The 13,280-nt window shown below is 40.5% G+C and carries 11 protein-coding genes; 1 reads left to right on the forward strand and 10 read right to left on the reverse strand.

The genetic code is table 11. The features are described from left to right. Positions 1-4: 4 nt before the first annotated feature. The 10 genes from DV740_RS06890 to DV740_RS06935 all read right to left on the reverse strand — a co-directional run bounded on the left by DV740_RS06890 (position 5) and on the right by DV740_RS06935 (position 10,352). Positions 5-778 (reverse strand): ZIP family metal transporter, encoded by a 774-nt coding sequence (locus DV740_RS06890; protein ID WP_118087740.1) that lies wholly within the window; start codon positions 776-778, stop codon positions 5-7. A 94-nt stretch (positions 779-872) separates the two neighbouring features. Continuing rightward, on the reverse strand, positions 873-1,745 hold the full coding sequence (locus DV740_RS06895) for a GNAT family N-acetyltransferase (RefSeq protein ID WP_118087741.1): 873 nt from the start codon (positions 1,743-1,745) through the stop codon (positions 873-875). Between the two features lies 1 nt (position 1,746). After that, positions 1,747-2,634, reverse strand: coding sequence for a DUF2156 domain-containing protein (locus DV740_RS06900; RefSeq protein ID WP_117697998.1), 888 nt, complete (start codon positions 2,632-2,634; stop codon positions 1,747-1,749). Between the two features lie 314 nt (positions 2,635-2,948). Further along, positions 2,949-3,767, reverse strand: coding sequence for an Rpn family recombination-promoting nuclease/putative transposase (locus DV740_RS06905; protein WP_158561535.1), 819 nt, complete (start codon positions 3,765-3,767; stop codon positions 2,949-2,951). A gap of 475 nt (positions 3,768-4,242) precedes the next feature. Then, positions 4,243-4,989 carry a helix-turn-helix domain-containing protein gene (locus DV740_RS06910; RefSeq protein ID WP_118057304.1) on the reverse strand — a complete coding sequence of 249 codons (747 nt, stop codon included), beginning with the start codon at positions 4,987-4,989 and terminating at the stop codon, positions 4,243-4,245. Positions 4,990-5,111: 122 nt separating this feature from the next. After that, complete coding sequence (locus tag DV740_RS06915) at positions 5,112-5,621, reverse strand: QueT transporter family protein (RefSeq protein ID WP_022243700.1); 510 nt, start codon at positions 5,619-5,621, stop codon at positions 5,112-5,114. 251 nt (positions 5,622-5,872) lie between these two features. Then, positions 5,873-6,775, reverse strand: a complete 903-nt coding sequence (locus DV740_RS06920; RefSeq protein ID WP_022243701.1) for a carbohydrate ABC transporter permease — start codon at positions 6,773-6,775, stop codon at positions 5,873-5,875. Further along, entirely contained in the window at positions 6,775-7,734 is a 960-nt protein-coding gene (locus tag DV740_RS06925; RefSeq protein WP_117697995.1) for a carbohydrate ABC transporter permease, read from the reverse strand. The genes DV740_RS06920 and DV740_RS06925 overlap by 1 nt, the downstream gene beginning before the upstream one ends. 127 nt (positions 7,735-7,861) lie before the next feature. Further along, positions 7,862-9,295, reverse strand: a complete 1,434-nt coding sequence (locus DV740_RS06930; RefSeq protein WP_147340207.1) for a hypothetical protein — start codon at positions 9,293-9,295, stop codon at positions 7,862-7,864. A gap of 16 nt (positions 9,296-9,311) precedes the next feature. After that, positions 9,312-10,352 (reverse strand): LacI family DNA-binding transcriptional regulator, encoded by a 1,041-nt coding sequence (locus tag DV740_RS06935; RefSeq protein ID WP_117947540.1) that lies wholly within the window; start codon positions 10,350-10,352, stop codon positions 9,312-9,314. Positions 10,353-10,736: 384 nt separating this feature from the next. Here DV740_RS06935 and DV740_RS06940 point away from each other — a divergent pair, with 384 nt between their 5' ends. Further along, on the forward strand, positions 10,737-13,181 hold the full coding sequence (locus DV740_RS06940) for a GH36-type glycosyl hydrolase domain-containing protein (protein WP_118087744.1): 2,445 nt from the start codon (positions 10,737-10,739) through the stop codon (positions 13,179-13,181). Positions 13,182-13,280 lie beyond the last annotated feature (99 nt).

Raw genomic sequence — 13,280 nt, forward strand, 5'->3', positions numbered from 1 at the left:
TTTTCTATCCCAGTGCCACATCCAGTATCATCATCAGCAGAAATCCTACTGAAAACCATATGGTTGCAATGTTCGAATGGCTGCCTGTGGATGCCTCCGGCAGCAATTCCTCGATTACCACATAAATCATGGCGCCCGCTGCAAACGATAACAGATACGGCAGAATCGGAATCACTATGGATGCTGCTGCAATGGTTATAATTGCAGCTATCGGTTCTACAATGCCAGACAGTGCACCATAAAGAAATGCTTTTCCTTTTCCGGTTCCTTCACTGCGAAGTGGCAAGGATATAATTGCACCCTCCGGAAAATTCTGAATGGCAATACCGATTGCCAGGGCAAGTGCTCCTGTCAAAGTAATATTTCCGCTGCCCATCAGAAATCCTGCGAATACTACACCCACTGCCATCCCTTCCGGAATATTATGTAAGGTAACTGCTAGTACCAGCATGGTTGTTTTTTTTAGGTGTACTTTAATTCCCTCCGGCTCATCACTGTTTAAATGTAAATGCGGAATAATCCTATCCAAAATCAGCAAAAATGCAATTCCAAGGGCAAATCCAACTGCTGCCGGAATAAATGACAACCTTCCCATTTCTTCTGACATTTCCAAAGACGGAATCAATAGTGACCATACCGACGCTGCCACCATGACTCCGGATGCAAATCCCAGCAGGGATTTCTGCACCAGCGGCTTCAACTCCCCAGTCATAAACAGCACACAGGCCGCCCCTAAAAATGTTCCTACAAACGGAATCCAGATATATATTCCAATCATATAAAACCTCCTTTCATACTTGCTATCCTAAAGTAGCATTTCATTATCTTCTTATAAAATTCTTCTCTCATATAGAATTTATCTCATAAAGTTTCTACTCCAGCGTAAGATTCAAGTACCCATTCTCCGCCTCATCACAGCCGGTTATCATGCCAAAATCTTTTTTCTGATAGCCCTGTTCTTTTTTATCATTTCCGGCTCGTTCTTCTCTTTCAACTGCCGCCAAAGATTTTCTGACTCTGACCGGAACTTTTATCCGAAGACGCTTTAATACCGCCAGCAAATCCTGCTCTGACAAAGTTGTTTCCAATACTTCGATTGCCTTTTCCTCTTCCCGGAATAATAAAAGATCCTCTCTGCCATGATGCTGCACTTTATAAGCATAACCATCTGCATAGTCATTTTCCAGCAACGCATAAGTAATTGCATCCTTATCCCAGCGGATATAACCATTTCCCATAAAATAAGCATCCCGAAGCTGCACATACTCATCCGGTGTCACTGTAAGCAGCCAGTATTCCTGCTGCCCTTTTTCTTCCCCTTTTGCTTCTGCAATTTCATCCGGAAGAATGGTTCGCTCTGCTACACAAAATGCCATACAAAATCCCAGCTTCTCATAATAGTATATGAGGCTTTCGCTGGCTGGTTCTAAGACAATCGGTGTCTGAAAATGCTGTTTTCCTTTTTCTAACAGCATTTTTGCATAGCCCCTGTCCCGGTATTCCGGCAGGGTTGCTACTGCATAAGCATAATGTACCGGTATCTCACCTTCCCCGGTCACAAGATACGCCTTAAGAAATGTTGTCATTGCCACAAGCTTCTTATCTTCCATACACACCAGCATATTTTCTTCCGTAAACCGGTGCGTGAAATAGAATTCCATATAGTCCTCTTCATCCCCAAAGCCCCGATGCCAAATCTCTTTTATCTGTGGAATCATCTCTTTTGTTGCAAACCGTATTTCCATCTTAAATCTCCCGTGCAGTATAATTTTTCAGCAAAATATCAGGATAATAGGATAATTTTGCCTTTCGCAGTCCTTCATCCCCGGCATCATCTTCTCGGTTTACATAACTATACTCCTGACAATTATGCATTACAAACTGCTGGTTAATCATTGGATAAGCACCCTGTATTTCCGGAAATGCTTTTTCAAAATGCACGACATAAGTATCGGAATTTAATCGTTCTCCTATGGTAAATGCTACGATTTCTCCAGCCTTACGCAATATGCCGCCCTCTAAATGCAACTCATCAAAATATTTCATTGCCTGATTCAGGGCACACTGCTCATCACTCATATCCTCATTCCACTTGCAGGCTCTCCGGTCGCACCACTTAAGATTCATATCATAGCATTCCTGCTTATTTTCCGCTGTCATTGGCTCATAACTCCAATCCTCGTCATCTTTAAATCTTGCTATGTGATTTCGTTTGCCATGAAGCTTCTTTCCTGCCAGACTGGTCAGCTTATCCACTGTATAAATATAATCAAAGCTGTCCCTGTTTTCTTCGATCTGAAAAATACCGGAAAAATACGTTTCTAAAAACTCCCGGTCTGCCTCCTCAATACTTTCAATATAGAGCTTGCTGTTATCTTCTTTTGCATGTGTAAGGAGCTGCATAATTGCTGCCTTCTTATCTCCGGCTCCAATTGGGAATGCATAACAGTCTTCCCCTTCTGCATCGAATTTTATCACGCAGCAGCCGCAGACTTCTGCCACTTCCACTTTATATATCACAGACCAGATAAAGTTATTTGCAAAGCTGTATTCGCAGCCCTGTCGGTTATCTTCCCTCAGTTTTTCACTCATCCAGTCTCTGTCATCTATGGTTATTGGTCTAAATTCTATCATATCATCTTCCTCATTCTCTTTTCTTCTTCAATTATTATACCCCAGATTGTCAAATTCTGCTCCTGCCATAAACTACTTGAAACATATTTTCAAGTTTATCGTAACAAAGGATGTGCCTTGGCACATTCTCGCGCCTGCGGCGGTCGCTTGCGACATCTACCTTATACGCCGCAGTGTGCATCCTCGCGGAGCGTTTTTTATTTTACAGGAAAGCAATTTCCTGTAAAGTAAAAAAAAGATTCCCTATTGCCCCTTTCCATCGGTTATGACAATAGCGAACCTTCTCCTTAAATCATGCTATTCCAATATATATTTTACTGTTCTTTACCACCCTGCAATAAATTATCCGCTTCCTCTTCCGGCAATGCAAAAATATCCATCAGATTATTTTTTATTTCAGTTTCTGATATGTTCTTAGCTTTCATTCCGCTTACATACTGATTCAGCAGTTCTAATTTTCCTTCTTCTTTTGCCTCTTCTCTATCTTCAATCCAATCCGACTGTCTTTGCATATACTCTTTCCTCCATTTCTGGTTATCACGGACCCGCTGAACTTCCCGGTCCAGTCGATGCACAAAGTCTGTTTCTATTGTTTTCTTGGACAAGTATTCCAAAAATGCTTTCATCTCTGCGCTGACATCGTTCTGCCGCCCCACTGCGCTCAAAAAGATTTTCCCTGTTCCGTCCCCCAGTTCCAGATTCAAATCCTGTATGCACCGGTTCTCAAAGGAATAAATATGTCTGCCCGCATCAAATGGATCAAAGGTGCAGATAAATATTACATAACTTTTATTTAAGCTCTGATATTCGATTCCCTTATCTGTCTCGTCAATATCTATGATTCCCTGATAATAACGGCTTCGTTTCGGAAGATGCTTTTTCTTTCCTGTCTGCATCTCAATATCATAAATCGTCTGATTCTCATCCGCAGCATACACATCCATACGCACACTTTTGGCATTTGCTGCCACATCCAGAGTTTTCTGCTCCTCCAGATATACAATATCCGCAATCGGAAAGCCCATAATCAGTTCCAGCAATTCCTTGCAAAGAGCCTTGTTCTGCATCACCTTTGCAAACATGAAATCATCGGAAAGTTCCAGTTCCTCATAGCTTTTACATTTTCTTGCCATACACAATAGTTCTCCTTTCATTATAGTAAAAGAGTCCCGACTTGACAACCCAAACCAGTTCGTTTGTTCCAACTCTTTTACCGTCTCTTTTTTACTTTTCATCCTGTTTCTTGGAAATTTTGGCGAAAATGCCAATGAATCTGGGAAATATTCCCGCTCTACGAAATCAAAGCAAATGATTTGCTTTCGATACTGCCATCATACCTGCCACTTCTTAATAAGTCAATATGCCCTTCTGTTATTTCAGAAAAATTTTATAACTGCAAAACCTGCCACTGGCATCTTCTTGCGGATGCCTGGCAACTTAAACTACGAGAAACACGCTTTGCGAGTTTCTCGAGTTATCGCGGTGCTCGCCAAATCTGCATGCAAGCATGCGATTTTTCTCGCTACTCGCGTAAACAAAAAAAAGAAGATTTCTCTGCCTCATTCACAGAAAAATCTCCTTTTCCATCATCTTTTCGATATAGAAAAATCACTCTTTTTCTTTAATCATCTTAAACATCTGAACACGATTTCTGATACCCAGCTTCCGATAGATATTTAAGATATGCTTCTTTAATGTATTTACGCTTATGGACAATTCTTCACAGATGGTATGATTATCCTTTCCCTGCATCAGAAGCTGCAGTATCGTATGCTCCCGCTTTGTCAGTTCATATTTCTCTGTTACTTCTGTTATCGTTAGTTTCTCTGCCCTTTCATCCTTTTGCTGTCCGTCCTTATATAACCGGAATGCCAGATGGTCTTTCAACATGTCCAGAATAAAAATGTCATCATACTGGAAATTATCTTTTCCGATTGTCCGGTAAAAAGTGACAACGCCTAAAAATTCTTTATTTCTTCCCAATATCATCTGGATTGCATAATGCCAGTTATTTGGCCGGTACACCTTCTGATAATATTCTGTCTGTACCCTTTTTTCATCCGATATCATATCTGTTTCCCGGTACACCAGACTCTTTCCGCTATATACAATTCCGCGGTTCGAATTCATTTCATCATACATCGAGGATTCATCATCACAATTATAAGTGACCGGTCTTACCAGATGCCTGCTCTCCTGGCTGTCTGCGAGAAAAAAATCTGCACTGTCAAAATCCAGCACCATCTTCATCTGCTCTAAAAACTGCTCCCGCATAATATCTGCATCTTCCGTCGTATAAATCTTATAAATAATACTATTTAAAATCATCCAGTCATTTGTCTCTAATGTTTTCAATTAATCACCCTCTTTAAGTATTTTTCAGATGTAAAAAGAGGGCATATTCTTTCGAATATACCCTCTTTGGTCTAAAACCATTATATTTTATGGCATTTTAAATTGCAAGTATTATTTTATTTTTATTCATGAAAGATTACATTGCGGTACTTATTCAGTACCCGGAGTAATACACTGCCCAAAATCACACAGGTGATAACTTCTCCGATTCCGACAGTAAGTGCATTAAATGGAATCGACCAGTCAACGCCTTTATATTCTGTAATAAAGCCATAACCATAGCGTAATACAAAAGGTACAATCACCATATTTGCAATAACCGGCGGCCATGTACATGCGAATTTATGCTTTCTTAATGCATAAGTTCCAAACGCTCCAATCAAAGTTGCAATGCTTCCGCACACAACATCCACCGGAATCCCGCCTGTCAGCATATTTGCCAGAAAACATCCCAGCCATAATCCCGGAATTGCTGCAGTCGTAAATACTGGCAGAATACATAATGCTTCTGAAATACGCACCTGAATCGTACCGGATGCCAGTCCTGCAATACTGCTAAGATAAGTCAGTGCCACATAGATTGCTGCAATTAACGCAGCCTGCACAATAAATAATACTTTTTTGTTTCTCATATTCTTTTGTCTCCTCTAGTTTTGTTTTACGAGTGGAAGGTCTCGAACACTCGGTTTCTTCTTCCCCAAAGACCTTGGTTTTACGGGGTACTTGCAACGTTTGAAAGTGTATCACAGAACTCGTCTAATTGCAAGCGATTGTATTCACCCACAAAGAGACCACAAAGAGAGGCTGCCTTTCGGCAACCTCTCTTTGCGCTTAATTATATTTTGTATGAGGAAATGGAAAAAAAGAATTACTTGTATTTTTATTAGCCCTTTACACCACCAAGTGCTACACCTGCTACAATGTATTTTGAAAGGATAAGGTAAGCAATGATTAACGGAAGTACCGTTACGGTAAGACCTACATATACAACACCGTAATCTACACGGAACTGATCAGATGTCAGCATCTGTACAAACAATGGAAGTGTTTTCTTCTCATCAGTTGTTAACATGATGGTTGGGGTAAAGAGGTTATTCCACTGTGCAATAAACTGGAAGATTGCCTGTGTTGCTACTGCCGGTTTCATAATCGGCATGATAATGGTATTGAAAATCCGGAATTCTCTTGCTCCGTCAATTCGTGCAGCTTCAATCATTTCAATGGATAAGGTACTTTCCATATACTGTTTCATGAAGAATACAACTGCCGGTGCTGCGATACAAGGAATAATCAATGGGATATAAGTATCTACCAGATTCAGTTTTAACATAAAACGGTAGAAACCAATGATTGTAATCTGGTTCGGCACCATCATGATTGCCATGATGAACGCCCATGCAAACTTCTTTGCTTTGAAGTTATATACATGAATTCCATAAGCTGTCATACAGGAACAATATACTGCAAGGAAGGTACCTGGTACTGTGATACATAAGGAGTTCAACATTGCTCTTCCTAATGTTAATCTCATACCATTCTGCTTCTGAAGAAGCATGTTCCAGTTCTCCATCAGGTGGGAGGAAGGAATCAAGGATACACCTGCCTGAATATCTCCAGAAGTTCTGGTCGCATTCATAACCATTAAAAGGAATGGCAGTAAACTAAGGAGACAAAAGAGGATACAAATCAAACCTCGGATTGCTCTTTTTGTATGTAATACTTTCGAATAACTTTTCTGTTTTGGCTGGGATGTCTGTCCGCTCATTGCCATATCAAAACTTGCCATTATCGATTCCCTCCTTTCTTATGTTTCTTCTCGCTCCGATCCGTCATCGTTCCGAAGAAGATAAGACTAATAATCAAGGTCAGAATAAACAGGAATACAGATACTGCTGCTGCCTTACCTACATCACTCTGATATAATCTCATGATGTACATTGCCATTGTTGTGGATGAATCATCCGGCTGTCCGATAAGTCCTGACTTACTGACATTGAATAATGCCGGGATATCGTACATCTGTAAACCACCGATTGCGGAAGTAATCAATACGTATAACATAATCGGTTTTAATAATGGAAGTGTTAAATAACGGAATTTCTTCCATCCGGTTGCTCCATCGATATCAGCCGCTTCATAAAGACTTGGGTCAATTCCCAAAACTCCTGATATCAGCAACAGGGTTGTATTTCCATACCACATCCAGAAGAGGATAAATGATATTAATCCCCGCGTTCCGCCGACGCTTGTCATAAAGTTAAATTTCTGTGAAATGATTCCCATATCACGTAAAGTCTGTGTAATTGGTCCATACTGGGAAAACATTGCATTGAATAAAACAGATACAGACGCTGCTGTGATAATACTAGGTAAGTAAATAATAATTTTGTATGCGCCCTGAGCTTTTAATTTTACAATGTTATCAGTCAGCCATACTGCCAGTAACAATGAAACTAAAATCTGTGGAATAAAGTTACATACCCACATTGTCAGTGTATTTTTCAAATAAATCAATGCATATCCTTTTTCACCGGCTGTCAGTCCGAGAATATTTTTGAAATTGTCTAATCCGCAAAATTCAATAAATTCTCTACCGTTTCTCTTATAGTAGCTTAATGTACTATAGTAAAATGTATTAAATAACGGCCATAACTGAAACAGACAATATGCAATGAAGAATGGGGCGATAAAGAAGTATCCATATCTGCCATATTCAATATGTTTACGTTTTTTCTTTTTGTCCATCTTTGCCAACTCCTCTCAATCCATCTTCCATTTCCCTATATTTTAAAATAACTCTCCAATAGTTTTGTTTATAAATGCTGCCCTTCCCATGCCGGAAAGGGCAGCATAGTTATTGTTCTTTTACTGATTATTCAGCTTTTAAGTATGAATAGGAGTCATGTACTGCGGATTTGAAATCTGCGATTGCAGTATCTTTATCCTTGTTTCCTGCTGCATACTCTTTCACCTGAGTAGACCAAGCAGAGTTGATGTTCTGATCTTCTGCTGTTGCATTCTTAGCACTGATGGAATCAGCCATTGGTAAGTAGAATGCCATGATATCCTGACCAGCTGCTTCATATAAGTAGTCACATGTTGCGCCTGCTTCAGAAATCTTCTTAACAGCTTCTTTGTTGTTTACGAAATCACTGTTCTTTGCATTGATAGATACCATGAAGTCTGTGTCACAGGTAAATGCTTTGATAATTGTTCCAGCCATTTCTTTGTCTGCACAGTTAGCTGTTGCTGCAAGTCCTGTACCACCCCAGTAGAACTGTTCCGGAGCATTTACAAGGATTGTGTTACCTTTCCAGGTATCTTTTAAGCTCCAGTATGTGAACCATGGGCATCCACAGTAAGCAACTGCTGCATTAGATGTCTCGCCGTCACCTTCCATGTTTGCATACCAGTCTGTTGACCACTGGTCTGTTTCATAGGTTAATCCTTCGTCTACCATTGTCTTAGCAAGTTCCATATACTGTGTCATGTTATCATCAACAGAAATAACATCGTCATCGCCATACCAGCCGGTTGCTCTTGAGTTAGAAAGTACACGGAAGCACTCATCATAACCGGAGAACAGTTTACATTTTCCATTAGATGCATCATTTACTTTTCTTGCTGCATCAAGAACACCATCCCATGTAGAGAACATTGTGCTTAATTCATTTACATCAGTTGTTCCAAGATATTTCTCACAAAGGTCTGCTCTTAACTGGAAACATCCAGGAGTAGCCTGCCAGAATAATGCTTTTACATTGTTTGCATCAGAAGAATCTTCGCCGGATACAGTTCCAAGATCCAGATTGTACTGATACTGATTTGCATAATCATCTGCTGTAATTCCACAGTCACCAACTGAGGTCAGCCAGTCACTGTTTACATATTTCAAAACGTAGTCAACCTCAAGTCCCATCAGGTCTGGATACAATTCATTATCAGGATCATCTAAGATTTCATCAATCTTTGTCTGATAATAATCAGATCCACCTGCATTTACGAATACGATACGTTTTGCAAGGTCTGGGTACTGCTCTGCAAACGGTCCATCCAAAATGTTCTTGATGTCATCGTTCCAGCCCCATACTACGAATGCATCATCTGCACTTGGATCACCGGTGATGGTGTTCTCTACTTCTGTAGAATCAGAACCACTGTCTGTGTCCGTATCTGCATCTGCTGTTCCTTCTGTGTTGGATGTATCATTGTTCGCATCCTTTGTGTCATCCCCTGATCCACATCCAGCTACCATAGCTGCTACCATGGATACGCATAATAAAGTACTGATAAGTTTCTTTTTCATTGAGTTCTCCTCCTTCTCATTTTTCATCCTCTTCGGATGTTGTTTCAGGCAGTTCTCCTACCGACTGGCCGGTAATCAATGTGCCCTCTATAACGACTCTCTCTATGAGAGTAGTTCTCGGTTTCTCGATGGCATCAATCAGACGCCGTGCTGCTTCTCTTCCTATTTCTTCTGTATCCTGACGAATCGTTGTGATTCTCGGATGAGATAACTGGGAAATTCTTGTTCCGTCATATCCTGCAATAGAAACATCTTCCGGGATATGCATCCCACGTTCCATAATCACGTTTTTTCCTCCGATTAAAGAGGTGTCATCCGGATAAAGAATACAGGTTGGCGGGTCATCCATATCAAGTAAAATTTCTGTCTGCTCCGCCGCTCCCCTTGTTTCCAGATAAGCAGCTTCCCGAATGTAATCTTCATTTACCTTAATATGAAGTTCTTCCATCGTCCGGTAAAAGCTTGTAAGTCTTTCTCTTGTTACATTCGAGTTTTTCTGTCCATGTATGTAAGCAATTTTTCGGTGACCCTTCTTATATATATACTTCAGCAGCTCTTCCATTCCTTTTACATTATTGGAACAAACTGCTGTGCAATTGTAATGTGTATAATCAATGGTCACTACCGGGAATGCACTGTTCATTAATTCAAGCACTCCCTGGCTGGCAAAATCAGCACACACGATAACGATTCCTTCAAAGTTCCGGTATCTGCAATGTTCAAAAAATGAGGTTTTCTTTACTCCGTAACTGTTGTTGATAAATGTTACATCATATCCCATCTTCTCAACCTGCACCTTAATTCCATTTAGCACACCTGAAAAATATTCATGTGTCAGACCACTTCCTGCTTCTTCCTGAAACAGGACTCCTACATTGTAGGAACGGTTGGTCTTTAATGCTCTGGCAGCTGCATTTGGAAAATACCCCATCCGCTCTGCTGTCTCTCTTACTCTTGCTTTTGTTTCTTCTCCAATATCATGTTGTCCATTCAGTGCTTTGCTAACTGTTGCAGTTGATACACCACATTCTTTCGCAATGTCTTTTAAAGATACCATCTTTTGCACCTCACTGTTTTGAGTTGCTTTTCTTAATCGTTTTCGTAGCTTTATCATAACATATCCAGTGTGAAATGCAACTATTTTTTGTATATTTGTAACAGTTATCCAGTTTTAAGTCGTCAGTTTTGTGCATTTTTTACTAATCTTGTTTTCTTTCTTCTATATTAAGTCGATTTTTTTCTTTCTCTTTACTTAATCGTTATCACTCTGTGTTTTCGATTCATATGACAAAAAGCTGTCATTTTCGCTCTTTTCTCCTAAAATGCATACTTTCTTCAATATTTCTGTTGCTTTTTCCTGATTCTTATATTATACTCAACCTAAAGAAATACCTCTCTTAATCGTTTTCGGACTTATTGTATTTAAGGAGGTTATTTAATTATGAAATTTGGACATTTCGATGATGCAGCGAAAGAATATGTCATCACTTCCCCAAAGACTCCACTTCCATGGATCAACTATTTAGGATGTGAAGATTTCTTTTCACTGGTTTCTAACACCTGCGGAGGATACAGTTTCTATAAAGATGCCAAGCTCCTTCGTCTTACAAGATATCGTTACAACAATATTCCTTATGACAGCAATGGACATTATTACTATATCAAAGATGGTGACACCATCTGGAATCCGGGATGGATGCCAGCCAAGACTGAATTAGATTCCTATCAGTGCCGGCATGGATTAGGCTACTCTGTTTTTGAGGGAAGCAAAAATCAGTTATCCGCAGAGCTGACCATGTTTGTTCCTATGGGAAATACCTGTGAGATTAACAAACTGACACTGACCAACCACGGCAGCGAACACAAAGAAATTTCCGTATTCTCTTATGTAGAATTCTGTCTGTGGAATGCCATGGATGATATGACAAACTTCCAGCGTAACTTCAGTACTGGTGAAGTGGAAATTCACGGCTCTGCCCTTTATCATAAGACAGAATACCGCGAACGCCGTAATCATTATGCGGTATATGCTGTAAATACCCAGCTTGCCGGATTCGATACCGACCGTGAATCTTTCCTTGGTGCTTATGGCGAAAATTCCGCGCCGGAAGTTGTCATAAACGGAACCTCTAAGAACTCTGTAGCAAGCGGCTGGTCTCCGATTGGTTCCCACCATATCAAGGTTTCTCTTGCACCGGGCGAATCAAAATCCTTTGTTTTTGTACTGGGTTATGTAGAGAATCCGGTTGCCGAGAAATGGGATGGTCCTGCTGAAAACGGATGCATCAACAGAAAACCGGCAGAAGAATTATTAAAACGTTTTGATACCACAGAAAAAGCTGACGCTGCTTTAGCAGAATTAAAAGAATACTGGAATAACCTTTTAAACCACTTTACCGTATCTTCTTCCGAAGAGAAGTTAGACCGTATGGTAAACATCTGGCATCAATATCAGTGTATGGTTACCTTTAATATGTCACGTTCCGCTTCCTATTTCGAATCCGGAATTGGACGAGGCATGGGCTTCCGTGATTCCTGTCAGGATCTTTTAGGATTTGTTCATCTGATTCCGGACCGTGCAAGACAGCGTATTTTAGATATCGCATCTACCCAGTTTGAGGATGGAAGTGCTTACCATCAGTATCAGCCACTTACCAAAAAAGGAAATGCTGATATCGGAAGCGGATTCAATGATGACCCGTTATGGCTCATTGCCGGTACTGCTGCTTATATCAAGGAGACCGGAGATTACTCCATTTTAGATGAAATCACTCCTTATGATAATGACGAAAGCAAAGCAACCGATTTTATGGAACATTTAAGACGTTCCTTCAACTATACCAGAACACACTTAGGACCACATGGACTTCCTCTGATTGGACGTGCTGACTGGAATGACTGTCTGAACTTAAACTGCTTCTCAGAAGAGCCGGGTGAATCCTTCCAGACCTTCGGACCATCTGAGGGGCCAAATGCAGAGTCTGTATTTATCGCAGGCATGTTTGTAAAATATGGTAAAGATTATGTAGAAATCTGCAAACACAGAGGTCTGGAAGAAGAAGCCAAAGAAGCGGAAGAAGCAATTGCTTCCATGGAAAAAACCGTTCTCGATGCCGGCTGGGATGGCGAATGGTTCTTAAGAGCTTACGACCACTACAAACAGAAAATCGGTTCCAAAGAATGTGACGATGGTAAAATCTTTATCGAGCCGCAGGGATTCTGTGTTATGGCAGAAATCGGACTGAAAGCAGGCAATTGTCTTCAGGCAATGCAGTCTGTTGAAAAATACTTAGATACCAAATACGGTATTGTACTGCTGCAGCCACCTTATCACAAATACCATGTAGAGCTCGGTGAAATTTCTTCCTATCCACCTGGATACAAAGAAAATGCAGGTATCTTCTGTCACAACAATCCATGGATTTCCATTGCAGAAACAGTCGTTGGACGTGGCGACCGTGCATGGCAGGTATACACCAGAACCTGTCCTGCTTATATCGAAGATATCAGCGAAATCCACCGCACTGAGCCATATGTGTACTCTCAGATGATTGCCGGAAAAGATGCACCAAACTTCGGTGAAGCAAAGAACAGCTGGCTTACCGGTACTGCTGCATGGACTTTCCTTGATGTATCCCAGTATATCTTAGGTATCCGTCCGGATTATGATGGTCTTGTAATTGACCCATGTATTCCATCTACTTTATCCGGTTTTACCGCAAAACGTGATTTCCGTGGTGTAACTTATCACATCCAGGTAAAGAATCCAAATGGTGTACAGAAAGGTGTCAAGGTTCTTACAGTAGATGGTGCTATTGCTGATGGCAATATAATTCCATTTGATCCGTCTAAGAAAGAAGTTACTGTTGAAGTAATTATGGGTTAAGCAAAATACCTCCCTTTATTTATCTTATATAAAATCAATCCATGATTCAAAAGAAGGGCGTATGAAAAAACGAAAGTTTTTTCATACGCCCTTCTTTTA

This window comes from Roseburia sp. AF02-12, assembly GCF_003461765.1.
In the GTDB taxonomy this organism is placed as follows: Bacteria; Bacillota; Clostridia; order Lachnospirales; family Lachnospiraceae; genus Roseburia_C; species Roseburia_C amylophila.